We start from the raw sequence: 23,721 nt of genomic DNA, 5'->3' as shown, positions 1-23,721 counted from the left end.
TTAGCCATACTTTATTTTCAGTCTAAATCACGAGTTTTTTATGCCTTTAACCGATCAACACCGCTTTGGCATGCAGTTGGCGCAAATGTCCCGAGGTTGGCGCGCCGAGCTGGACCGCCGTTTGGCGGGCTTGGGCTTGTCCCAGGCACGTTGGCTGGTGCTATTGCACCTGGCCCGTTTCGAGGAAGCACCGACCCAACGTGAGTTGGCACAAAGTGTCGGGGTAGAAGGCCCGACCCTGGCACGCCTGCTCGACAGCCTGGAAGGCCAAGGCCTGGTGCAACGCCAAGCCGTACTGGAAGACCGGCGTGCCAAGCGCATTCTGCTGTGTGACACCGCCCGCCCTCTGATCGAACAGATTGAAACCATTGCCACGGCCTTGCGCCATGAACTGTTTGTGGGCGTGGATGAAGAGGATTTGCGCGTGTGCATGCGAGTCCACGGGCATATTTTGGCGAATCTGGAAAAGCCCTGAGGTAGCGCCTGACTGATGCCGGGCAGGGTCGTTGTGGCGAGCCTGCTCACCGCACAGGCGCCTCCCACATTCGATGTGTGCCGGGCTCTAGAAGGTCTGGCCCAGGTTCAGGTACACCGCCTGCTGCTTATCATCATTGAACCCATAGCTGAAATTCAGCGGCCCCAGCGGCGTATCAAACCCGAGGAAAATACTCGCGGCGTTGATATACCCACTGTCGAACTGATTGTCGTTGTTCCACGCCCGCCCGCGTTCCAGCGAAGCGCCGAGGTACAGCGGGAAATCCAGTGGCAGGTACGAGCGCGGTGTCAGCCGGCGGTAGTACACCGCCCGCATCAGCGCAATGTTCTGCCCCGAGATCGAGTCTTCGCGAAAGCCCGATAATTGCCGCGCACCGCCCAGCAGGAAGCTGGAAATCACCACGTCGGATTTATCCAGCGTGCGCCCGTAGCGCCCGCCCAGTATCAACGTGTCCGGGCCGTGGCTCATGGCCTTATCCAGCTTGAACTCCCATTGGCGGTAGCGTTGGTCCGAGCCCAGGCCGGGTGCGAACTCGCGGAAGGCCAGGCCAATGTCTTCGCCGGAGTGGGGGAAGTACACGTTGTCCAGCGAGTCGAAGGAGTATTTCAGCTCATAGAAGCCCTCGCTGAAGCTCACGCTTGGCAGGTCGCGCTCGCCAATGCGCACATCTGCCTTGCCCCAGGCTTCGCCGACGCCGAAGCGAATTTCGCCGTTGTTACCAATCTGGCGCCCCACATTCAGGCCAAAACCGTAGCGTTCCAGGCGATATTCGGCGATGGGGTCGCTGTCCAGAACCAGATCAACGTTCTGCGCCTGAGCACTGAGATAAGGCGCGACGAAGTAGCGTGAGCCCACATCCAGTGGCTGGAAGAACTCGCTGTACAGTTCCTGACGGTCACCAATCTGCACCCGTGTCAGCCATTCGGCGCCGAGACGGTTAATGCCGTTCATGCGGTAACTGGCACCGAGGTTGTAGGCACTGGCGCCGCGCATGTCATCCGACAGGCTGAGGCCCAGGCGCAAATAATCGGTGCCGCTGCGTTTGCCGCGTGCGCTGATGACCAGGGTGTTCTCGCGGCCTTTTTTCACCACGCGGTATTGCACCTGCTCGAAGTAATCCAAGCCGTACAACGTGCCCATGTCGGTTTGCAGGCGGTCCAGGTTCAGCGGCTCGCCCAGGGTTTGGCGGATGTAATAGCGGATCACGTCATCGCTGACTTTTGAGTCGTTCTCCACGTTGATCGCAGTGATGATCGGCGTGCGTTCGCCCGGGGTGCGCGCCTCCACCAGTTGCGGGTCGACCGGTTCGGCGGGGCGCAGGTGTGCCAGGCGTATATCGAGCGCGCGGGTGGCGCGGTAGCCGGCGTCGATCATGTCCTTGGCGCGGCCAAAGTCCGTCACGCCATAGGCGGCCAGGGGCGGCTGGATCAGCACGTCCTTCGGATGCAGGGCCTTGAGTTGCTCCTCGGAATTGCGCCGGGTCATCAGGGTGATGGACTGGTTGAGCACGTCGACGACGGTCGCCAGTTGTTTGCGTGAACGCAGAGGCGTACCGATATCCACCACGATAGCAATGTCGACACCCATCTCCCGGGCTACATCCAGCGGGATATTGTCGGTCATGCCGCCGTCCACCAGCAGCCGCCCGTCCAGCTCCACCGGGGCAAACACGGCGGGGATCGACATGCTGGCGCGGATGACCTGAGGCAGGTGGCCTTTGTTGAACACGACTTTTTCGCCGGTGGTGATGTCGGTGGCCACTGCGCGGAACGGGATCGGCAGTTTGTCGAAATTACGCGTGTTGCTGGCGTGCGCGAACATGCTTTCCAGCAGCAGAGCCAGGTTCTGGCCCTGGATCACGCCGAGCGGCAGGCCCAGACTGCCGTCGTCGCGGAAACTGAGTTTTTGTTTGACCAGGAAATCCCGGTCATCCTGTTTGCGTCGAAACGGCACATCCTCCCGCGGTGGCGCATCGGACAACGCCTGCTGCCAATCGATATTCAGCGCGAGCTTTTCCAGCTCATCTATCTTGTAGCCCGAGGCGTATAAACCGCCAATCACCGCGCCCATGCTGGTGCCGGCAATGGCATCGATCTGAATACCTTGCTCTTCCAGGGCCTTGAGCACGCCTATATGCGCCAGGCCACGGGCGGCGCCGCCGGACAACACCAGGCCGATTTTCGGGCGGGGTGTTTCCACGGCGTTGGCAAGGAGTGGCAGCAGGCACAGGAAAAGGCAGGACAACAGGCGGCGCATCATGTATCTCGGGCTGGGCGATAAAGGCCGGTATTATAGCCACTCGATCCTCCCAGCCTGTTATGCCAGGAACCTCTCAAATTATGTCTGCAAGCAAACCCGAGATCGTCATTACGTATTGCACCCAGTGCCAGTGGCTGCTGCGCGCCGCGTGGCTGGCCCAGGAGTTGTTGAGCACGTTCTGCGACGACTTGGCGCGCGTGACGCTGGAACCCGCCACCGGTGGCGCGTTTCGCATCACCTGTGACGGCGTGCAGATCTGGGAGCGCAAGGCCGACGGTGGTTTCCCGGAAGCCAAGGTGCTTAAACAGCGCGTACGCGATCAGATCGACCCGCAGCGGGATTTGGGCCACAACGATCGAAACGCGTGAAGGTCATGCGGTTGCAGCGGGCTGTTTGGCCTGGCTGGCACTGCCCATCAACCCCGACAGTACGATGGCGATGATGATCAGTGCGCCCCCCAGCAGCATGCGCAACGTCGGGGTTTCGGCAAACAGCAGCCACGCCGCAGTGATGCCGTAGACCGGCTCCATGGCAAACACCACCGACGCCGTACGTGCCTTGATCACGGCGAGGCTGGCGACAAACAGGCTGTGGGCCAGGCCGGTACAGAAAACCCCCAACAGCCCGATCCACAACCAGTCGATGGCCCGCACCTGCGCCAGCCCCGGCGCGGCCAAGGGCAACAGGCAGGCCGCAACTACAACGTTCTGGCACAGCGCTGCCTGCACCGCCGGAATGCGCCCGGAACTGGCGCGATTGTTCAGCGACAGCAGTGAAAACAATAGCCCAGAGACAATGCCCCACAGCAAGCCGCCGGTGGCTGCACTGGCGAGGTTGAAGTCCGGCGTCACCAGCACCAGGCCGATGCTGACCAGTACCACCAGCAGGATTTCATTGGCGCGAATGCGCTCGCGGAAGATCAGCCCTTCGAGCATCACCGTAAAGGCCGGGAATGCGGTAAAGCCGAGCGTGGCGACGGCGACCCCGGCGACTTTGACCGCAATGAAGAAAGTCACCCAGTGCGCCGCCAGCAACACGCCGCTGACCAGCAGCCGACGCCAGTCGCGCATCTGCAGCTGTTTCCAGGGGGTATTGCTGGCGAATCGCGCAAACACCGCCAGGGCAAGCACGGCAAAGGCGGCGCGGCCAAACACAATGGTGGCGGGCGAGGCGGCCGCCAGCTTGCCGAATACGCCGGTAAGGCCAAACATCAATGCGCCGATATGCAGGGCGCCGAGGGCTGAACGGGGAGTCATTGCGATCCTTGAACCAACGGGGTGTCAGCGTCGCAGTCTAGAGGGTCGAGGGCGCTGGTGTCTGTCGCGACGCTCGCGATGATTAACGCAGGGCTCTTGTCAGGCGGCCCGACGCAACGCGCCGGGTGAGGCGCCGAATTCGCGCAGCATGGCCGCAGAGAATGCGCTCTGCGAGGCATAGCCGACACGTGCGGCGATCTCGCCAATGGCCAGGGCAGTCTCACGTAAAAGCCCGAGCGCCATGTGCAAACGACGGCTGCGTAGATAGTCCATCGGCGTTTGTCCGCACTCTGCCATGAAGCGTGCATGCAGGCGCGGCACTGAGAGCTCGGCGATCCGCGCAAGGTCGGCAACCTGCAGCGGGCGCGCCGCGTGCCGCTCGATGTGGGCGTTGAATGCCGCATAGGGCAGGCGCTTGCCCTGCATCGGGCGGGCCAGCGGGTGGTTAAGGCTGGCCAGTAACAACACCGCGCCTTGCTGGACGATCAGCGGATCATCCACCGGGCTGTGCGCCAGCCATTGCACCAACTGGCTTTGCCGGGAATCCAGAGCCAGGCGCGCCGGTTGATCGAGCAGGCGGCGGCTGGCGTCGGCATGTTCGCCCAGGGATTGCACCACCCAGTGTTCGGTGGGCACATCCAGCACCAGGCAGCGGCTGCCGTCGCGACTGCCGCAGGTATGGTGGGCGGAGAACGGCAGCACCATCACGCTGCTTTCGTGCACCTGGCTGCCACGGCCGTCGACTTCCAGGTCCAGGTGCCCGGACAGGCCGAACACCAACTGCGCATGGTCATGGCTGTGGGCGAGGGGGGCTTCGATGTAGTGGCGCAGCGTGAGGGTCGGTCTCATCGCGGTCTCCTGGGCAGCATGGCGCCAGTCTACAACGCTTTGCGGCAGGCGAGCGCTGTCATCAGACTGACGCAGGTCTGTCATGGGCTATTAATCGCAAGGGTGCAAGCTCGCGAAAACACCGTCGAGGGACGCCCATGACCAGTGCCGAATTCGTTAAGCCCAGCCGTAAGCAACGGGTGCGGACCCTGTGGATTTCCGACGTGCACCTGGGCACCCGGGATTGCCAGGCCGAGCACCTTTCGCAGTTCCTCAAGGGTTACCACGCCGACAAGGTGTACCTGGTCGGCGATATCATCGACGGCTGGAAGATGCGCGGCGGCATGTATTGGCCCCAGGCCCACACCAACGTGATCCGCCGGCTGCTGACCATGGCCAAGCGCGGCACCGAGGTGATTTATGTCACCGGCAACCATGACGAATTTCTACGCCGTTATTCCAAGCTGATCCTGGGCAATATCCAGTTGGTGGACGAGGCGGTGCACGTCACCGCTGATGGTCGCCACCTGCTGGTGATCCACGGCGACCAATTCGATGTAATCACCCGTTACCACCGCTGGTTGGCATTTCTCGGTGACTCGGCTTACGAGTTCACCCTCACGTTGAACCGCTGGCTCAATCACTGGCGTGCGCGCTATGGCTATGGCTACTGGTCGCTGTCGGCGTACCTCAAGCACAAGGTCAAAACGGCGGTGAGCTTTATCAGTGATTTCGAAGAGGCGATCGCCCACGAAGTGACCAAGCGTGAACTGCATGGCGTGGTCTGTGGGCATATCCACCATGCGGAGATTCGTAAGGTCGGTGAGGTGGATTACCTCAACTGCGGGGATTGGGTGGAGTCATGCACGGCATTGATCGAGCATTGGGATGGGCATATCGAGTTGTATCGGTTGGCGGATGCGCAGGCAAAAGAGGCACAGCTAAAAGCTGAAATGGTCGCGGGCTAAAGCCGGGCGCGATCCAAATGTGAGAGCGGGCTCGCTCGCGAATGCAGTGTGTCAGTCAATGCATCTGACGACTGATTTACCGCATTCGCGAGCGAGCCCGCTTCTGCATTTACTTGCGGTCGCTTCAGTTGGAAACGTCGGCGATCGCCTGTGCGAGCAGGCTCAAGCGTGTCGCATCGATACCTGCGACGTTAGCGCGCCCCGAACTGACCATGTACACGCTGTGCTTCTCCCGCAGGTGTTTCACCTGCTCGGCACTCAGGCCGGTATAGGAAAACATCCCGCGCTGCGCACCGATGTGCGCAAACCGTTCGGCCAACCCGTGTGGCGCCAGCGCCTCCACCAACCCGGAGCGCAACTGTGCAATCCGCGAACGCATGGCTTCGACTTCGCCGCTCCATACCTGCTTGAGCGCGGCATCGCCGAGGATGGTCGCGACCACTGCGGCGCCATGATCCGGCGGTGTCGACCACAAGTTACGCGCGATATTGGCCAGTTGGCTGCGCACGTCCGTGAGTTTTTCGGCATCTGCCGCACACACGATCAATGCACCCACACGGTCGCGGTACAGTCCGAAGTTTTTCGAGCAGGAACTGGTGATCAGCACTTCCGGCAGTTCGGCTGCCAGCAGCCGTACCGCCCATGCGTCCTGCTCCAGACCGTCGCCGAAGCCCTGGTAAGCAAAGTCGATCAACGGCAGCAGTTGGCGCTCGCGCACGATTTTCAACACTTGGCGCCAGTCATCCTGGGACAGGTCGAAGCCGGTCGGGTTGTGGCAGCACGCGTGCAGCAACACCACATCGCCCTTCGGTACTGTGGAGAGCGTCGCCAGCATCGCTGCCACGTCCAGGCGGTTGTCCGCACCCACGTACGGGTAATGGCTGACCTTCAGGCCGGCCTTGGCGAAGATGGTTTCGTGGATCGGCCAGGTCGGGTTGCTCAACCACACGCCACGGCCGGGCAGGCTGTGGGCGATAAAGTCGGCGCTCAGGCGCAGGGCGCCGGTGCCGCCCGGGGTCTGGGTCGCACCGGCACGGCGTTCGCGGATCAACACTGAATCGGCGCCAAGCACCAGTTCGCTGATCAACGTGCCGAACGCCGCGTTGCCGTGCCCGCCGATGTAGGTTTTGGTGGTTTGAGTGTCGACCAGGCGCTGTTCGGCGAGTTTTACCGAATGCGGAATCGGTGTCAGGCCCTGGTCATCCTTATAGACGCCCACGCCCAGGTCGAATTTGTTCGGGTTGCTGTCCTGGGCATACAGGTCCATCAAGCCCAGGATGGGGTCGCCGGGCACGCGGCCAATGGCATCGAAATGCATTACTTGCGGCCCTCGGCGTCCTTGGCCACTTCGTCGGTGCGCGCGGCCATGATGAAGTCGTTGCGGTGCAGGCCCTTGATCGAGTGGCTCCACCAGGTCACGGTGACTTTGCCCCACTCGGTGAGCAAGCCTGGGTGGTGGCCTTCGGCTTCGGAGATTTCACCCATGGCGTTGGTAAAGGCCAGGGCGAATTTGAAATTCTTGAACAGGAAAACTTTTTCCAGCTGCATCACGCCGTCGCGGACTTCGATGTTCCAGTCGGGAATCTGCTTGATCAGTACCGGCAGCTCTTCGTCGCTGACTTGCGGGGCGTCGGCGCGGCAGGCTTCGCAGTGGGCTTGGTTCAAGGTGGTCATGTGTGTGTCCTGAATTCGAGTGTTTGAAAAACGGTCGTCAGTAGCGTCACCCTAAAGCAACGCGGGGCCGGGGAACAGACTCACCTGGCCTCAAAACCTAAGGTTCACGCCGCTTTGGGTTTGGGTGGGAATTTGGGGGCGTGAAGCCCCAACTGCATCCCGCGCTCGACCATGCCCATGATGTCTTCCTGCGCCACTTCGAACAGGCGCTTGAGCTCGGGCAGTACGAAGTACAGCGGTTGCAGGATGTCGATACGGTACGGCGTGCGCATGGCTTCCAGCGGGTCGAAGGCTTGATGCTCGGGCTCATCCGACAGGCAATACACGCTCTCCTTGGGCGACGACAAAATGCCGCCACCGTAGATGCGCCGACCTTGCGGCGTATCCACCAGGCCAAACTCGATGGTCATCCAGTACAGGCGCGCCAGGTACACCCGTTGTTCCTTGGTTGCTGCCAGGCCGAGCTTGCCGTAGGTGTGGGTGAATTCGGCAAACCAGGGGTTGGTCAGCAGCGGGCAGTGGCCGAAGATCTCGTGGAAAATATCCGGCTCTTGCAGGTAGTCCAGTTCTTCACGGGTACGAATAAAGGTCGCCACGGGAAACTGTTTGCTGGCGAGCAATTCGAAGAAGGTCTGGAAGGGGATCAGCGCCGGCACGCGGGCAACTTGCCAGCCGGTGGTTTCGGCCAGCACTTGGTTGATTTCACCCAGTTGCGGAATGCGGTCCAGAGGCAGGCCGAGCTTGTCGATGCCGTCCAGGTATTCCTGGCAGGCGCGACCTTCGATGACTTTCAGCTGGCGAGTGATCAGGGTGTTCCACACCGCATGTTCTTCTGGCGGGTAGTGGATAAAACCTTGCGCATCGGGCTCGCGGGCCACGTATTGCGTCTGCTTCATACGGCTCTCCTGCTTAGGCATTCGTTCTTGTTATGTGCGGCGTATGCCCTATTGATAACGCGGAAGACGGCGGATTCCATCCGGCTCTGGCCTAACCCTGTAGGAAAAGTTACTGAATTTCGTAAAGTATTCGTTACGATCGTGCGGGTCTTCTGTGTCTTGGGCTGTGAAAAGTGCACGCACTGTCACATAATCTTGACGACTATCTGCGCCCAGCGGCAAAAAGACGCGGCGCCTTCCCACCTTTCGGGCCTTTTCATGCGTATCAAAGTGCACTGCCAGAACCGCATCGGCATCCTGCGGGACATCCTCAACCTGTTGGTGGAGTACGGCGTCAACGTCGCCAAAGGCGAAGTGGGCGGTGAGCATGGCAACGCGATTTACCTGTTTTGCCCCAACCTGGTGAACATGCAGTTCCAGGCATTGCGCCCGCAATTCGAAGCGATTGCCGGGGTTTTTGGTGTCAAACGAGTAGGGCTGATGCCCAGCGAGCGTCGGCATATGGAGCTCAACGCGTTGCTCGGTGCGCTGGAGTTTCCGGTGCTGTCCATCGACATGGGCGGCTCCATCGTCGCCGCCAACCGTGCGGCGGCGCAGTTGCTCGGGGTGCGGGTCGACGAGGTGCCGGGGATTCCATTGTCGCGTTATGCCGAGGACTTCGACCTGCCGGAGCTGGTGCGCGCGAGCAAGTCGCGGATCAACGGCTTGCGGGTCAAGGTCAAGGGCGACGTATTCCTGGCGGACATCGCGCCGCTGCAATCTTCCGAGCACGATGACAGTGAAGCCATGGCCGGCGCGGTGCTGACCCTGCACCGCGCTGACCGGGTGGGGGAGCGTATCTACAATGTGCGCAAGCAGGAGCTGCGCGGTTTCGACAGTATTTTCCAGAGCTCCAAGGTCATGGCGGCGGTGGTTCGTGAGGCACGGCGCATGGCGCCCTTGGATGCGCCGCTATTAATAGAAGGCGAAACCGGCACTGGCAAAGAGTTGCTGGCGCGCGCCTGCCACCTGGCCAGCCCACGTGGGCAATCGCCGTTGATGGCACTCAACTGCGCCGGGCTGCCAGAGTCGATGGCGGAGACCGAACTGTTTGGTTATGGCCCTGGCGCGTTCGAAGGCGCCCGTGCGGAAGGCAAGCTCGGGCTGCTGGAACTCACGGCGGGCGGTACGTTGTTTCTCGATGGCGTGGGGGAAATGAGCGCGCGGTTGCAGGTGAAGTTGCTGCGTTTTCTGCAGGACGGTTGCTTTCGCCGAGTGGGCAGCGACGAGGAGGTCTATCTGGATGTGCGCGTGATCTGCGCCACTCAGGTCGATTTGTCCGAACTGTGCGCCCGGGGTGAGTTTCGCCAAGACCTGTATCACCGCCTGAATGTGCTGTCGTTGCACATCCCACCCTTGCGTGAATGCCTGGATGGTTTGGCGCCGCTGGTTGAGCATTTTCTCGATCAAGCCAGCCGGCAGATTGGTTGCCCACTGCCCAAGTTGGCACCGGCGGCCATGGATCGACTCAGTCATTACCATTGGCCGGGTAATGTGCGGCAGTTGGAAAACGTGCTGTTTCAGGCGGTGTCGTTGTGCGAGGGCGGCACGGTCAAGGCGGAGCATATTCGCTTGCCGGATTACGGGGTGCGTCAGCCGCTTGGCGATTTTTCGTTGGAGGGCGGGTTGGACAACATCGTCGGGCGTTTCGAAAAAGCAGTACTGGAAGCCTTGTATGCCGAGCACCCGAGCAGCCGTCAGTTAGGCAAGCGCCTCGGTGTGTCCCACACCACCATCGCCAATAAATTGCGTGATTACGGCATTCTTAAGGGCGATAAATAAGGCACCAGGCTAAACACGGTTTAAAACTGTGGGAGCAGGCAAGCCAGCTCCCGCATTTGTTATTTGTCATCTTCAAGGCCTGTGCTTGCCGCAGGCGGCAGTAGTCCGCCGTTTTTTCGACTCTCTCCAGGCCTTGAAATCCTCCTGCCTGCCCGCAAACCCCCGCGCTGCCTGGACTTTCCTGTCTTTTTGAAAGTTGGTTCGCAAATTGCTTAAGCCTCATCAGTACAACGGTGGGCGGCAAGCGTCCGTCAGAAAGAGGATAGAGCGTGGACAAGTACCTTTATGTGGCAATGACCGGCGCCAGCCAGAATGCACTGGCGCAGAAGGCCCATGCCAACAATCTGGCGAACATCTCCACCAACGGTTTCCAGCGTGACCTTGAGCAGGCGCGTTCGATGCCGGTGTTTGGTGACAGCTTTCCGGCGCGTGCGTTTGCGATGACCGAACGGCCGGCCACCGATTTCTCCCCGGGCGCGATGATCGAAACCGGTCGTGACCTCGATGTGGCGGTTAACGGCAATGGCTGGATGGCCGTGCAAACCCCGGATGGCAGCGAAGCCTACGTACGCAGCGCCAGCATGAACGTCGATGCGTTGGGCGTGCTGCGTGCCGGTAACGGCATGCCGATCATGGGCAACGGTGGCCCGATTGCGGTGCCGCCCCAGCAAAAAATCGAAGTGGGTGCCGACGGCACCATCAGCATCCGCGCCATGGGCGAAGGCCCACGGGTGATGGCTGAAGTGGACCGCATCAAGCTGGTCCAGCCGGACCTCAAGAACATGACCAAAGGTCTGGACGGCACCATCCACACCAAGGATGGCCAGCCGGCCCAGGCCGACGCGAACGTGAAGTTGACCTCGGGCTTCCTGCAGGCGAGCAACGTCAATGCCGTTGAAGAAATGACCGCTGTGCTGTCGCTTTCCAAGCAGTTCGAGCTGCACATCAAGATGATGAACAGCGCCAAAGAAGACGACCAGGCCATGACCCGCGTATTGGCGATGAGCTGATAGCCGTCCCTGACTGAACACTAATTTTGCAGCGCAGCGCCAACAAACAGGCGCACGAAGGAGAACAGCATGCTTCCGGCTCTATGGGTTGCCAAAACAGGTTTGTCCGCCCAGGACACCAACCTGACGACCATTTCCAACAACTTGGCGAACGTATCGACCACGGGCTTCAAACGTGACCGCGCCGAGTTCCAGGACTTGCTCTATCAGATCAAGCGCCAGCCAGGCGCCCAGTCGACTCAGGACAGCGAGCTGCCGTCGGGCCTGCAACTGGGTACCGGTGTGCAAATCGTTGGCACCCAGAAGAACTTCACTGCCGGTAACCTGCAGCAAACCGGGCAGCCGCTGGACATGGCCATCAACGGCAAAGGTTTCTTCCAGATCCTGCAACCGGACGGCACCACCACCTACACCCGTGACGGCACGTTCCACCTGGACGCCAATGGCCAGGTCGTGACCGCCAACGGCTTTGCCTTGGAGCCGGCAATCGTCGTGCCCGCCAACGCCCAGACCTTCACCGTCGGCAACGACGGCACCGTGTCGATCACCGTGGCCGGCAACCCGGCTTCGCAAGTGATCGGCAACCTGCAAACCGCCGACTTCATCAACCCGGCCGGCCTGCAAGCCATCGGTAACAACCTGTTCCTGGAAACCGCTTCCAGTGGCGCGCCGCAAATCGGCACCCCTGGCCTGAACGGTTTCGGCACCACCCTGCAAAGCACCCTGGAAACCTCCAACGTCAGCACGGTTGAGGAGATGGTCAACATGATCACCACCCAGCGCGCCTACGAGATGAACTCCAAGGTGATTTCCACCGCCGACCAGATGCTTTCGTTCGTAACGCAGAATCTGTAATCAAGTCTATGGGGCGCCTTCGACGGCGCCTGCAACACCGTGAGGTAAGGGTCATGAATCGCTATGTTTCTGTTCTGGCATTGAGTGGGATCGCCGTGCTCGCGGGCTGTGTCGCCCCGACGCCAAAACCCAATGACCCGTACTACGCGCCGGTGCTGCCGCGCACGCCGTTGCCTGCGGCGGCCAACAATGGCTCGATTTACCAGGCCGGTTTCGAACAGAACCTGTACAGCGACCGCAAGGCGTTCCGCGTGGGTGACATCATCACCATCACCCTGAACGAGAAAACCCAAGCCAGCAAAAACGCCAACTCGCAGGTGGGCAAGACCAGCAAGACGGGCATTGGCCTGACCTCGTTGTTCGGTGCCGTCCCCAATACCAATAACCCGTTGGGCAGTGGTGACCTGAGCTTGAGTGCCGGCTACAGCGGCGACCGCGCCACCAATGGCAAGAGCGCGGCAGGGCAGGGTAACAGTCTCACCGGTTCGATCACCGTGACCGTCGCGGATGTGTTGCCCAACGGCATTATCGCCATCCGTGGCGAGAAGTGGATGACCCTCAATACCGGTGATGAGTTGGTGCGTATTGCCGGGATGGTGCGGGCCGATGACATTGCCACTGACAACACCGTGCCGTCGACACGCATTGCCGATGCACGCATTACCTACTCGGGTACAGGTTCGTTTGCTGATGCCAGTCAGCCGGGCTGGTTCGACCGTTTCTTCCTTAGCCCGCTGTTCCCTTTCTAGGTGACCACTTTGAAATTCAAACAGCTGATGGCGGCGGCACTCCTGCTTTCCTTAAGCGCTGTCGCCCAGGCCGAACGCCTCAAGGACATCGCGAGCATTTCCGGTGTGCGTTCCAACCAGTTGATCGGTTACGGCCTGGTGGTCGGGCTCAATGGCACGGGTGACCAGACCACCCAGACCCCGTTCACCCTGCAGACCTTCAATAACATGCTGTCGCAGTTCGGCATCAAGGTGCCGGCGGGCTCAGGCAACGTGCAGCTGAAAAACGTCGCCGCCGTGTCCATCAGTGCTGACTTGCCGGCGTTTGCCAAGCCGGGCCAGGTGGTGGACATCACCGTATCGTCGATCGGTAACTCGAAAAGCCTGCGCGGCGGCACGCTGTTGATGACGCCGCTCAAGGGTATCGACGGTAACGTCTATGCCATCGCCCAGGGCAACCTGGTGGTGGGCGGGTTTGATGCCGAGGGCCGTGACGGCTCGAAAATTACCGTGAACGTGCCGTCTGCCGGACGGATTCCTGGTGGCGCCATGGTGGAGCGCACCGTGCCCAGCGGTTTCAACCAGGGCAATAGCCTGACGTTGAACCTCAACCGTTCCGACTTCACCACTGCCAAGCGCGTGGTCGACAAGATCAACGACATGCTCGGCCCAGGTGTGGCGCAGGCTATCGATGGCGGCTCGATCCGTGTGACCGCACCGTTGGACCCAAGCCAGCGTGTCGATTACTTGTCGATCCTGGAAAACCTTGAGGTCGACCCGGGCCAGGCGGTGGCCAAGGTCATCATCAACTCGCGTACCGGCACCATCGTGATCGGCCAGAACGTCAAAGTGTCGCCGGCAGCAGTGACCCATGGCAGCCTGACCGTGACCATCACCGAAGACCCCATCGTCAGCCAGCCTGGGCCATTGTCCAATGGCCAGACGGCGGTAGTGCCCCGCTCGCGGGTCAACGCTCAGCAAGAAGCCAAGCCGATGTTCAAGTTCGGCCCCGGCACCACCCTGGACGAGATTGTCCGCGCGGTGAATCAGGTGGGCGCGGCCCCAGGCGACTTGATGGCGATCCTCGAAGCTTTGAAACAGGCCGGCGCTTTGCAAGCCGACCTGATTGTGATCTGAGGCCATCGCCATGGACATGCGCAAGAGTGGGATCAGCAGCACGGCGGACTCGGGGTCTTACTCCGACTTGAACCGGCTTAACCAGCTCAAGGTCGGTGCCGACAAGAACAGCGATGGCAACATGCGCAAAGTGGCCCAGGAGTTCGAGTCGTTGTTCTTGAGCGAGATGCTCAAGTCCATGCGCTCGGCGACCGAGGCCCTGGGCAAGGACAACCCGCTGAACACCCCGGCGGCCAAGCAATATCAAGAAATGTACGACCAGCAGCTGGCGGTCTCGATGTCCCGCGAAGGCGGCGGTATCGGCTTGGCCGACGTGCTGATGCGGCAGATGCAGAAGAACAAACCGGTGGATGCCCAGGCCGCTACCTTGCAGGGCCCGGCGGCTGCCGAGCCGGTCAAGAAAGTGGACGTGCCGACGGAAATCGCGGCGGGTACCCAGGCGAATGGGCCGCTGGGTCGCTCCAACGGGCAGCGGCCTCTGTGGGCGTTCCGGGTGGCGGTGCCTGAAGGCACCAACAGCCATGCCAACGACGTGGCGCTGATGAACCAGCGCCGTATCTCCTTGCCAAGCAAGCTGACGGATCGCCTGCTCGTTGGCATCGTGCCAAACGCTGCCGCTACTACCACTCCGGCAAGCGCGCCACTGCGTAACAGTGTCGCCGCCGACACGGTGATCAACAGCTCGGCGCGCAGCTTTGCCGTACCGAGCGGGCGCATGCAAGTTTATGGGCGCGCTGTTGCCCAGCCACCCTTGGCACCGGCGAAGAAGGCCTTCAGCTCGCAGGATGAATTTGTCGCGACCATGCTGCCGATGGCCAAGGCGGCCGCCGCGCGTATCGGTGTTGATCCGAAGTACCTGGTGGCCCAGGCCGCACTGGAAACCGGTTGGGGTAAGTCGGTGATGCGCGCCGAAGACGGCAGCAGCAGCCACAACCTGTTCGGTATCAAGGCCGGGCAGAGTTGGCAGGGGGCCCAGGCCCGCGCAATCACCAGTGAGTTTCGCGATGGGGCGATGGTCAAGGAGACGGCGCATTTCCGTTCCTATAACTCTTACCAGGACAGCTTCCATGACCTGGTGACACTGCTGCAAAGCAATGATCGCTATAAAGAAGTTGTGAAATCAGCCGACAACCCGGAGCAGTTTGTACGCGAGTTGCAGAAAGCCGGTTATGCAACCGACCCGGCTTACGCCAGCAAGATTTCGCAGATCGCCAAAACGATGAACAGTTACCAGAATTACGCAGCCGCTGGCGCTACCACACATTTATAAGGTCTGAATCATGAGTTTGCTCAGTATCGGGATGTCAGGGCTCAACGCCGCTCAAGGATCGCTGTCGGTCTTGAGTAACAACATTGCCAACGTCAACACCCCGGGATACTCGCGTCAGCAGACCACTCAGAACGCCAATGCCAGCAACCCCTATGGCGGTGTGTTTATCGGCAGCGGCACCACGCTGGCGGATGTGCGCCGCATTTATAACGATTTTTTGGGCGCCGCCTATCAGAGCAGCACGGCGCTCAATAGCGATGCCACTGCCTATGCAGGCCAGGCCGCTGCGATTGACAAGACCCTGTCGGACAAGTCCACCGGCATGTCTGCGGTGCTCAGCGCGTTTTTTGCCTCCCTGCAGACTGCCGCGGCAAACCCCAGCGATGTGTCGGCACGCCAACTGCTGGTGACCAGCGCGCAGACCTTGAGCAACCGTTTCAACGCGATTTCCACGCAATTGACTCAGCAGAAAGAAGGCATCAACGCCCAGTTGACCACCATGAGCGATCAGGTCAACAAGCTGACGTCGTCGATTGCGTCGCTGAACGGGCAGATTTCCCAGGCGCAAGGCACCTCGACCACCGCGCCGGCCAATCTGCTGGATGCGCGTAACGAGGCGGTACGTTCGCTCAACGAACTGATTGGTGTCACGGCCACCGAGAAGAACGGCCAGGTCAGCATCACCACCGGCACCGGTCAGTCGCTCGTCGAGGGTAATGTCGCCAACACGATTTCAGCCGTGCCCAGCAAGACCGACAACAGCCAGTACACTATCCAGCTGAACATGGGCGACACACCCATGGACATCGGTAATGTGGTTTCCGGCGGCAGCATTGGCGGCTTGTTGCGTTACCGCAGTGATGCGCTGATGCCGGCCATCAACGACCTGGGCCGCATCGCCATCGCCACGGCGGACAGCGTCAACAGCCAGTTGGGTCAGGGTTTGGACCTCAATAGCGATTTCGGTTCTTCGCTGTTCAGCGACATCAACAGTGCCGCAGCGATTGCTCAGCGTAGCCAGGCCGCCTCGGGCAACAGCGCAGGCTCCGGCAACCTGAACGTGACAATTGCCGACAGCAGCAAGCTGTCGACCTTCGACTACAAAGTCACCTTTACCAGCGGCAACCAGTACAACGTGGTGCGTTCCGATGGCAAAGCCATGGGCTCGTTCGACACCACCACCACACCGCCGCCGGTGATCGACGGGTTCACCCTGGCCTTGAATGGCAAGGGGCCGGTCGCTGCCGGTGACAGCTTCAAGGTCAGCCCGACCGCCACAGGGGCGAGCAACATTGGTGTCGATCTCAAAGACCCGAACAAACTTGCATTCGCTGCGCCGTTGGCGGGAAATGCCAGCAAAACCAACACCGGCACCGGCGCGTTTACGCAACCGACCTTGACCGTGCCGATTGATATCAACGGCGGCGCCGCCACTGCGCAATTGCGTGCCGGGATTGAAAACTCGATGCCGGTGAAGATGGTGTTCGGCAAGCCTGCGGCAGACGGCACCCAGTCCTACACGGTCAACGACGCCCAGGGCAACGCAATCGGCACCGGCAGCATCATCCCGGGGCAGGGCAACAAGGTCACCGTCAATGTGCCGATGCGCGATGCGACTGGCACGTTGATTCCAGGCAAGAGCTTCAGCTTTGATACCACGGTGTCCGGTGCGCCCGCCAATGGCGACAGCACGACCTTTTCGTTCAATAGCGGCGCGACCTCCGATGGCCGCAACGCCCAGCAATTGTTGGGGTTGCAGACGAAAGCGACGGTCGGCGCGGTGGATGGCAACGCAGGCGTGAGCCTGGTCAGTGCCAATAGCCGGCTGGTGTCGCAAGTGGGCTCCAAGGCAGCCCAGGCCAACACCGACAGCACCGCCACCGGCGCCTTGCTGGCGGCGAACAAGGCGGCCAGCAACTCGGTGTCCCAGGTCAACCTGGATGAGGAAGCGGGCGACATGATCAAGTTCCAGCAGTACTACACCGCATCGTCGCAGATCATCAAGGCTGCGCAAGAAACCTTCAGCACACTGATTAACGCCCTTTAAAGGAGTCTGGAACGATGCGTATCTCTACACAGCAGTATTTCGACACCAGCTCCAGTAAGTATCAGGATAACTATTCGGGTGTGGTGAAGGCCCAGGACCAGGCGAGTTCCGGTGTGCGTGTGCAGACCGCCTCGGATGACCCGGTAGCCGCCGCCCAATTGTTACTGCTGCAACAACAGAAAGACATGCTGGGGCAGTACAACGGCAATATCACGAGCTTGCAAAACTCGCTGACCAACGAAGAAAGTGTCCTGGCGAGCATCAACACCACCCTGCAAAGCGCGCAGGGCCTGGCATTGCAGGCCGGTAATCTCAACCTCAGCGATGATGACCGCAAGGCGATCGCGAGCCAGATAGGCGCGCTTGAAGACCAGGTGTTGGGCCTGCTCAACACCAAGGACTCCAGCGGCAACTACATGTTTTCCGGGACCAAGACCGACACGCCGCCCTACAGCCGTAACAACGATGGCACCTACACCTACCAGGGTGATGAGACGCCGCTGAGCCTGCAAGTGTCGAGCAACCTGACGGTCTCTGCGGGAGATACGGGCAAGACCTTGCTTGAGAGTTCTTCCAACACCGGCCGCACCCAGGCCACCCTGTTGCCGCCTGCGGTGAATGACGGCAAGGTCGCGATCTCGGCGGGCCTGATCACTTCCGGCACCGCTTACACCAAGAGTTTTTCCGATGGTCAGCCCTATAAATTGACCTTCTCCAGCAGCACCCAATACAGCGTGAGCGACAAGGACGGTAATGACGTTACCGCCGAGATCACCGGTAACGGCACGTTTGACTCCACCAAGGAAGGCGCTTCGAGCGTCAACCTGCGCGGCGTGAAATTCGATATCAGCTTGAACCTGGGGCCGGATGTCGCCTCGGGTGCGCCTGCGGATGCATTGGTGACGGGCAAGGCGTTCACCCTGGAAAGCAAGCCGGACACGTTCAGCAGCTCGCGTACGGCCAGCAACCCGTCCACGGCGCAACTGACCGGCGGCCGGGTCACGGATCAGCCGACCTACGCCAGTACTTTTCCCAACTCGGGTGCGGTGATCAAGTTCACCAGCGGCAATGCCTACGATGTGTATGCCCAGCCGTACACGCCGAACAGCAAGTCGATTGCCTCGGGCACCATGGCCACCGGCGCGACGTCGATTACCGCTGCCGGGGTGACGTTCGATGTGAGCGGTACGCCAGGGGCGGGTGATCAGTTTTCCATCGGTGCCACCAGCAACAAAAATATGAACGCCCTGGATACCTTGGGCCAACTGCGCAAGGCCTTGCTGGTCCCGGCGGATGGCAACCAGGTCGCCAAGAACAACCTCAAAGACGTGTTGAACACCACCATCGGCAACCTGACCAACGCTTCGGCGCAGATTGACCAGGTGCGTGGTTCGATTGGTGCGCGCCAGAATGCGCTGGATATTCAAGGCCAGGAAAACACCAGCCTGGGCTTGGCCAACACCTCTACCATGTCATCGCTGGCCAACGTCGATATGGGCCAGGCTGCCATTGACCTGACTTTGCAACAGACTATGCTGCAAGCCTCGCAACTGGCCTTCGTGAAAATCTCCCAGTTGAGCCTGTTCAGCCGGATGTAATCGGCGCTAGCACCAGCGGCCCAGCCTGGAAACAGGCTGGGCCGTTGTCGTTTCTGCTGCCGGGAATGTTGCAGGGTTTTGCACAAAGCGCACAAAATTGAGTGACCTGTGAGTCATAAAGCGCATCTTCACTGTATCGTGTGAAAAGGATAAGTCGTCGTCGGGTCTTTACGCGGCGGCTTTTAGCGAATTTTTATGGGGTTACCCCCTTTATTGTCAGCGCTCCCGGCGTAGCCCGAGGGGTGTTATCCAGCTATTTAGTATTGGGAAGCCACAATGATTGGCATAAAAAGCATCGCCAGTTACGTGCCAGCAGACGGGGTTGATAACTACGCCCAGGGCGCCAAATTCGCCAAGGATGAAGATTTCATCATCGGCAAGATCGGTTCGGCGTTCCTGCCGCGCAAGGATGCTGCGCAGGAAACCTCTGATCTGTGTGTCGAGGCAGTCAACGCGTTGTTTGCGGCTAACCCGGATTTGAAGCGCGAATCCATCGACGCGCTGATCGTTGTGACGCAAAACGGCGACGAAGAGGGTTTGCCCCACACCGCCGCCATCGTCCAGGACAAGCTGGGCCTGCCGACCCATGTGGCTGCGTTTGATATTTCCCTGGGCTGCTCCGGTTACGTCTACGGCATCTATGCGATGAAGGGCTTCATGGAAGCCACCGGCCTGAAAAACGGCCTGCTGATCACCGCCGACCCGTATTCGAAGATCGTCGACCCGGAAGACCGCAACACCACCATGCTGTTCGGCGATGCCGCCACCGCCACCTGGATGGGTGAAGACGCGCCTTGGTTGCTGGGCAAATCGAAGTTCGGTACCGACGGGTCCGGCGCGCCGCACTTGAAGGTCAGCGACGGCGTGTTTTTCATGAACGGCCGCCAGGTGTTCAACTTCGCGTTGCTCAAGGTGCCGGCGCATTTGCACGAGCTGCTCAACGAGTCTGACCTCAAGGCTGACGAAATCGACGCGTTCTGCATCCACCAAGGCAGTGCGGCGATTGTCGACGCCGTCGCGCGGCGTTTCGAAGATGCGCCCGTGGAGAAGTTCATCAAGGACATGGTCGAGACCGGCAACACCGTGTCTTCGAGCATTCCGCTGCTGCTGGAAAAGCACATGATCGACGGCGACTGGAAGCGGGTTGCCATCAGCGGGTTCGGTGTAGGCCTGTCGTGGGGTTCGGCGATTCTCTATCGTCCGTGATGCCTTGATAGGTTGCACAAAAAAACGCCCAGGCTTGAAAAAGCCTGGGCGTTTTTTATTTGGCGCCAGAAACCCAGCATTTGTTGGGCATTGAGCTATCGTAAACGCTTGAATTACAAAGGGTGGCCCGGTGCTAGTAAAAAAAATCAAAAAAGTCCTCAAGCAACTTGCATTCACGACGATAACTATTACGAAGGTTCTCTAGGCCACACCCGGCGGTTGCCAGGGCCGGAAGCCGCAGTACACCACCCACGAGGATTTCGTCATGGCATTAACAGTAAACACCAACCTTGCTTCGTTGACCGTTCAGAACAACCTGAACAAGGCTTCCGGCGCCCTGCAAACCTCCATGCAGCGTCTGTCCTCCGGCCTGCGTATCAACAGCGCCAAAGACGATGCGGCCGGCCTGCAAATCTCCAACCGTCTGACCAGCCAAATCAACGGCCTGGGCGTTGCGATCAAAAACGCCAACGACGGCAGCTCGATTGCTCAGACCGCTGAAGGCGCCATGCAGCAGTCCACCAACATCCTGCAGAGCATGCGTACCCTGGCTCTGCAATCCGCCAACGGCTCGCCAAGCGCTGAAGACCGTAAGTCGAACCAGGCTCAATACGCTGCTCTGACTGCTGAATTGACCCGTATCGCTACCACCACTACGTTCGGTGGCAAGAACCTGCTGGACGGTTCGTTCGGTACGACTTCGTTCCAGGTCGGCGCCAACGCCAACCAGACCATCGACATGAGCATCGGTAACGTTGCCGCCAACAACATTGGTTCGCAGCAGCTGAAAACTCAATCCCTGACGCCTTCGGCAACAGGTATTGCCGGCGGCGCGATCACCGTTACCGGTGGTGGCCAGTCCGCAACCGTTACCCTGGCAGCTGGCGCTTCTGCCAAGCAGATCGCTGCTCAAATGAACGGCGCTGTCGGCGGCCTGGCTGCTACCGCCAGCACCGAAGCTCAGTTCACCGTGAACGCGGCTACCATTGGTGCGGCTACTCCTCCGAACGCTAACTTCACCCTGCAAGTGGGCAGCGGTGCAGCCGTTCAGTTCACTGGCGTGACCAAAACGTCCGACCTGGCTGACCAACTGAAGTCCAACGCTGCCAAGCTGGGCATCAGCGTTAACTACGATTCGTCGACCAACGCTCTGTCGGTCAAGTCCGACACCGGTGAGAACCTGACCTTCAACGCTGGTGACGGCGGTGCTGCTGGTATCTCGGTTGCAACCAAAGACGGCACCGGTACCTACGGTACTGCTACTGCACTGGCCGCCACCGCGATCATTGCTACCGGTGCTGTTTCGCTGAACTCCTCCAGCAGCTACGCGCTGAACGGCGCTGGTGTAGCCGGTGTGTTCGCTGCCGGTGCTGCTACCGCTGCCAACTCCACCAAAACCACCGTCAACAACACCGACGTTACTACCGCTGCCAACGCGCAAAACGCGATCGACGTGATCACCCAGGCGATCTCGGACATCGACTCCCAGCGTGCCGGCCTCGGTGCTGTACAAAACCGTTTCGACAACACCGTTGCCAACCTGCAGAGCATTGCAGACAACTCCAGCGCCGCTCGCGGTCAGATCCAGGACGTTGACTACGCTGCAGAAACTGCTCAGCTGACCAAGCAACAAACCCTGCAACAGGCTTCCACTGCGATCCTGTCCCAGGCCAACCAACTGCCTTCCGCTGTACTGAAGCTGCTTCAGTAATAGCCATCGGTAGATGACTGACGGAAGGGCGCGTTTACGTGCCCTTTTGTCTTTTGCGTGATGAGGAGACTGGACATGGACATGAGCGTCAAGTTGAACCTGTCTTATCCGGCAGTGGCGCCGCAAAGTGCTCCTGCTCCCGTAAGTACCGACCCGCAGAAAACCAAGGTGGACCCTACGGTCGCCACGGTCCAACCCAAGCAGGACTCAAAGCCGTCCGACCTTGAACAGGCGGTCACGGATATTCGCAAATTCGTCCAGGCTGCCCAGCGCAACCTGGATTTTTCCATTGATGACACCACCCATCAGGTGGTAGTCAAGGTCATTGCGACCGACAGCGGCGAGGTGATTCGGCAGATTCCTTCGGAAACTGCGTTGAAACTCGCACAAAGCCTTCACGACGCCAGCAGCGTATTGTTTGACGCCAAAGTCTGAGCTGGCATGAATTTTGTTGCTGAAGCTGCTTGAGGCGTCGTACGTCAAGAAAGCGCCAGCCCCGGATCAGGAGAACAGTCATGGGTGATATTACGGTTAGCGGCCCAGTTACGAACATCGATACCCAGTCGATCGTGACGGCATTGGTGAACGCGGAACAGGCACCCAAGCAGTCGCAGATCAACAAGCAGACGCAAACGTCGACCGCCCAGCTGTCCTCGATCGGCAAGATTCAAGCGGCACTGGATGCGTTCCGCGGCGCCATGGACAACATGGCCAAAGACGCCAGTATCGGCGGTTTGTCGGCAACGACCTCGGATAACAACGTATCGGCCATCACGCTGGGCGCCGGTGCCTCCGCGGGCAGCTACCAGTTGGTGGTCAATCAGTTGGCGACGGCCTCGAAGGTCGCTACCCAGACTTTTGCAGCCGGGGCGAAGGCTGTCGTCAATACCGGCACTACGTCGACCACCCTGGAGATCTCCCAGTCGGGCCAGAGCTATGGTGTGAGCGTTCCGCCAGGTGCGACGTTGCAGCAGGTGCGTGACTCGATCAACGCGCAATACAGCAGTGCTGGCTTGAGTGCCAACATCCTGACTGACGCCACCGGTTCCCGTTTGGTCATGACGTCGACCAATACCGGTGTCGGCACCGACATTACCCTCGGCGGTAACTCCGGCCTGGAAGCCGGAACCTCGGTTGTGACCGTGCCGCAGAACGCGAAGTACACCATTGACGGTACCGCTCAGGAATCCAAGAGCAATACCCTGGGCGACGCGATCAGTGGTGTGAGCATCAAGTTGACGGCAGTGTCGCCTCTGCCTGCCGGTTCTACAGATCCGCTCCCCCCTGGCTCAACCGTTACGCGCCTGAGTTCGACCATTACCATCGCGCGAAGCACCGACACCCTCAAGAGTTCGGTCAAGGGCTTTGTCGACACCTATAACGCCCTGATGACCGCGATCAACACTGAGACCGCGGTGACCACCAATGCCGACGGTTCCATCACGTCGGCTGCGCTGACGGGCGACGCCACTCTGCGTACTCTGACCTCGGCCGTTCGTAGCGAACTGAACGCATTGGGTGGCACGGGCTCTTTGAAATCCCTGGCCCAGTTTGGTGTGAACACTGACCAGAAGACCGGCAAGCTGAGCATCGACGATAAGTTGTTCGGTGCCGCGATCGCGACCAACCCCACTGACATTGGCGGCATTTTCAACGGTGACAAGGGGCTGCTGGCACGGATGAAAACCGCGACCGACAGCTATGCGCTCAGTGGTACCGGGGTTCTCGCTACGCGTACATCGACGCTGTCGGCAAACATCAAGGACCTGCAAAACCAGCAGGACACCCTGACCGCGCGCATGGCGGCCTTGAAGACGAGCCTGACCGCCAAATACACCACGATGAACAACTTGGTCGCGCAGCTTACCAGTCAACGTTCCAGCGTCATGACCACGCTTAACGCGCTGAATAATCCGAAGACCAGTTGATCCTCAATGAGGCCGTCCGGCAATGTGCTTAAC

21 protein-coding genes are annotated in these 23,721 nt (G+C 60.1%); 15 read left to right on the top strand and 6 right to left on the bottom strand.

The window, feature by feature from the left end:
- Window positions 1-40 precede the first annotated feature (40 nt).
- Window positions 41-475, top strand: a complete 435-nt coding sequence (locus tag A7D21_RS03400; RefSeq protein WP_053257333.1) for a MarR family transcriptional regulator — start codon at window positions 41-43, stop codon at window positions 473-475.
- A gap of 87 nt (window positions 476-562) precedes the next feature.
- Here the strand turns inward: A7D21_RS03400 and A7D21_RS03395 are convergent, their stop codons facing one another.
- Complete coding sequence (locus tag A7D21_RS03395) at window positions 563-2,752, bottom strand: patatin-like phospholipase family protein (protein WP_069551066.1); 2,190 nt, start codon at window positions 2,750-2,752, stop codon at window positions 563-565.
- An 83-nt stretch (window positions 2,753-2,835) separates the two neighbouring features.
- Here A7D21_RS03395 and A7D21_RS03390 point away from each other — a divergent pair, with 83 nt between their 5' ends.
- A complete protein-coding gene (locus A7D21_RS03390) occupies window positions 2,836-3,123 on the top strand; it encodes a SelT/SelW/SelH family protein (RefSeq protein WP_053257331.1) in 288 nt (95 codons plus the stop codon).
- 3 nt (window positions 3,124-3,126) lie between these two features.
- Here A7D21_RS03390 and A7D21_RS03385 read toward each other — a convergent pair whose 3' ends face one another.
- Together A7D21_RS03385 and A7D21_RS03380 are read right to left on the bottom strand one after the other, a co-directional pair.
- On the bottom strand, window positions 3,127-4,011 hold the full coding sequence (locus A7D21_RS03385) for a DMT family transporter (protein WP_069551065.1): 885 nt from the start codon (window positions 4,009-4,011) through the stop codon (window positions 3,127-3,129).
- A gap of 99 nt (window positions 4,012-4,110) precedes the next feature.
- Entirely contained in the window at window positions 4,111-4,860 is a 750-nt protein-coding gene (locus tag A7D21_RS03380; protein ID WP_069551064.1) for an AraC family transcriptional regulator, read from the bottom strand.
- 137 nt (window positions 4,861-4,997) lie between these two features.
- Between A7D21_RS03380 and A7D21_RS03375 the strand changes: the two genes are divergently transcribed.
- The gene (locus tag A7D21_RS03375) at window positions 4,998-5,807 is read left to right on the top strand and encodes a UDP-2,3-diacylglucosamine diphosphatase (protein ID WP_053257328.1); all 810 of its coding nucleotides are present in this window, start codon (window positions 4,998-5,000) and stop codon (window positions 5,805-5,807) included.
- A gap of 124 nt (window positions 5,808-5,931) precedes the next feature.
- Here A7D21_RS03375 and A7D21_RS03370 read toward each other — a convergent pair whose 3' ends face one another.
- From A7D21_RS03370 to phhA, 3 genes are all read right to left on the bottom strand, one after another.
- Window positions 5,932-7,125 carry an amino acid aminotransferase gene (locus A7D21_RS03370; protein WP_069551063.1) on the bottom strand — a complete coding sequence of 398 codons (1,194 nt, stop codon included), beginning with the start codon at window positions 7,123-7,125 and terminating at the stop codon, window positions 5,932-5,934.
- Window positions 7,125-7,481, bottom strand: a complete 357-nt coding sequence (locus tag A7D21_RS03365) for a 4a-hydroxytetrahydrobiopterin dehydratase (protein ID WP_017134918.1) — start codon at window positions 7,479-7,481, stop codon at window positions 7,125-7,127. Before A7D21_RS03365 ends, A7D21_RS03370 begins: the two co-directional genes overlap by 1 nt.
- Before the next feature lie 104 nt (window positions 7,482-7,585).
- Window positions 7,586-8,377: a phenylalanine 4-monooxygenase gene (gene phhA, locus A7D21_RS03360; protein WP_069551062.1), complete on the bottom strand. Its 792-nt coding sequence runs from the start codon at window positions 8,375-8,377 to the stop codon at window positions 7,586-7,588.
- Between the two features lie 258 nt (window positions 8,378-8,635).
- On the opposite strand from phhA, the gene A7D21_RS03355 reads away from it, so the two are divergent.
- From A7D21_RS03355 to fliD, 12 genes are all read left to right on the top strand, one after another.
- Window positions 8,636-10,198 carry a sigma-54-dependent transcriptional regulator gene (locus A7D21_RS03355; protein ID WP_053257325.1) on the top strand — a complete coding sequence of 521 codons (1,563 nt, stop codon included), beginning with the start codon at window positions 8,636-8,638 and terminating at the stop codon, window positions 10,196-10,198.
- 269 nt (window positions 10,199-10,467) lie between these two features.
- Window positions 10,468-11,208, top strand: coding sequence for a flagellar basal body rod protein FlgF (locus A7D21_RS03350; protein WP_053257324.1), 741 nt, complete (start codon window positions 10,468-10,470; stop codon window positions 11,206-11,208).
- A 69-nt stretch (window positions 11,209-11,277) separates the two neighbouring features.
- Complete coding sequence (flgG, locus tag A7D21_RS03345) at window positions 11,278-12,063, top strand: flagellar basal-body rod protein FlgG (RefSeq protein WP_053257323.1); 786 nt, start codon at window positions 11,278-11,280, stop codon at window positions 12,061-12,063.
- A 53-nt stretch (window positions 12,064-12,116) separates the two neighbouring features.
- The gene (gene flgH, locus A7D21_RS03340) at window positions 12,117-12,812 is read left to right on the top strand and encodes a flagellar basal body L-ring protein FlgH (protein ID WP_053257322.1); all 696 of its coding nucleotides are present in this window, start codon (window positions 12,117-12,119) and stop codon (window positions 12,810-12,812) included.
- 27 nt (window positions 12,813-12,839) lie between these two features.
- Complete coding sequence (locus tag A7D21_RS03335; RefSeq protein WP_162232029.1) at window positions 12,840-13,928, top strand: flagellar basal body P-ring protein FlgI; 1,089 nt, start codon at window positions 12,840-12,842, stop codon at window positions 13,926-13,928.
- 10 nt (window positions 13,929-13,938) lie between these two features.
- Window positions 13,939-15,198, top strand: coding sequence for a flagellar assembly peptidoglycan hydrolase FlgJ (gene flgJ, locus A7D21_RS03330; protein ID WP_053257320.1), 1,260 nt, complete (start codon window positions 13,939-13,941; stop codon window positions 15,196-15,198).
- Window positions 15,199-15,208: 10 nt separating this feature from the next.
- Window positions 15,209-17,245, top strand: a complete 2,037-nt coding sequence (gene flgK / locus A7D21_RS03325) for a flagellar hook-associated protein FlgK (RefSeq protein ID WP_053257319.1) — start codon at window positions 15,209-15,211, stop codon at window positions 17,243-17,245.
- A gap of 14 nt (window positions 17,246-17,259) precedes the next feature.
- On the top strand, window positions 17,260-18,843 hold the full coding sequence (locus A7D21_RS03320) for a flagellar hook-associated protein 3 (RefSeq protein WP_069551061.1): 1,584 nt from the start codon (window positions 17,260-17,262) through the stop codon (window positions 18,841-18,843).
- A 276-nt stretch (window positions 18,844-19,119) separates the two neighbouring features.
- The gene (locus A7D21_RS03315; RefSeq protein ID WP_053257317.1) at window positions 19,120-20,049 is read left to right on the top strand and encodes a ketoacyl-ACP synthase III; all 930 of its coding nucleotides are present in this window, start codon (window positions 19,120-19,122) and stop codon (window positions 20,047-20,049) included.
- A gap of 265 nt (window positions 20,050-20,314) precedes the next feature.
- A complete protein-coding gene (locus A7D21_RS03310; RefSeq protein WP_053257316.1) occupies window positions 20,315-21,760 on the top strand; it encodes a flagellin in 1,446 nt (481 codons plus the stop codon).
- Window positions 21,761-21,835: 75 nt separating this feature from the next.
- Entirely contained in the window at window positions 21,836-22,195 is a 360-nt protein-coding gene (locus tag A7D21_RS03305; protein ID WP_069551060.1) for a flagellar protein FlaG, read from the top strand.
- An 80-nt stretch (window positions 22,196-22,275) separates the two neighbouring features.
- Window positions 22,276-23,688, top strand: coding sequence for a flagellar filament capping protein FliD (gene fliD / locus A7D21_RS03300; RefSeq protein WP_053257314.1), 1,413 nt, complete (start codon window positions 22,276-22,278; stop codon window positions 23,686-23,688).
- Window positions 23,689-23,721: the final 33 nt, after the last annotated feature.

Source organism: Pseudomonas sp. AP19, assembly GCF_001728855.1.
Taxonomy (GTDB): Bacteria; Pseudomonadota; Gammaproteobacteria; order Pseudomonadales; family Pseudomonadaceae; genus Aquipseudomonas; species Aquipseudomonas fluorescens.
Note: the sequence above shows the minus strand (reverse complement) of the source record. Positions and strands in the feature narration are given on the sequence as shown.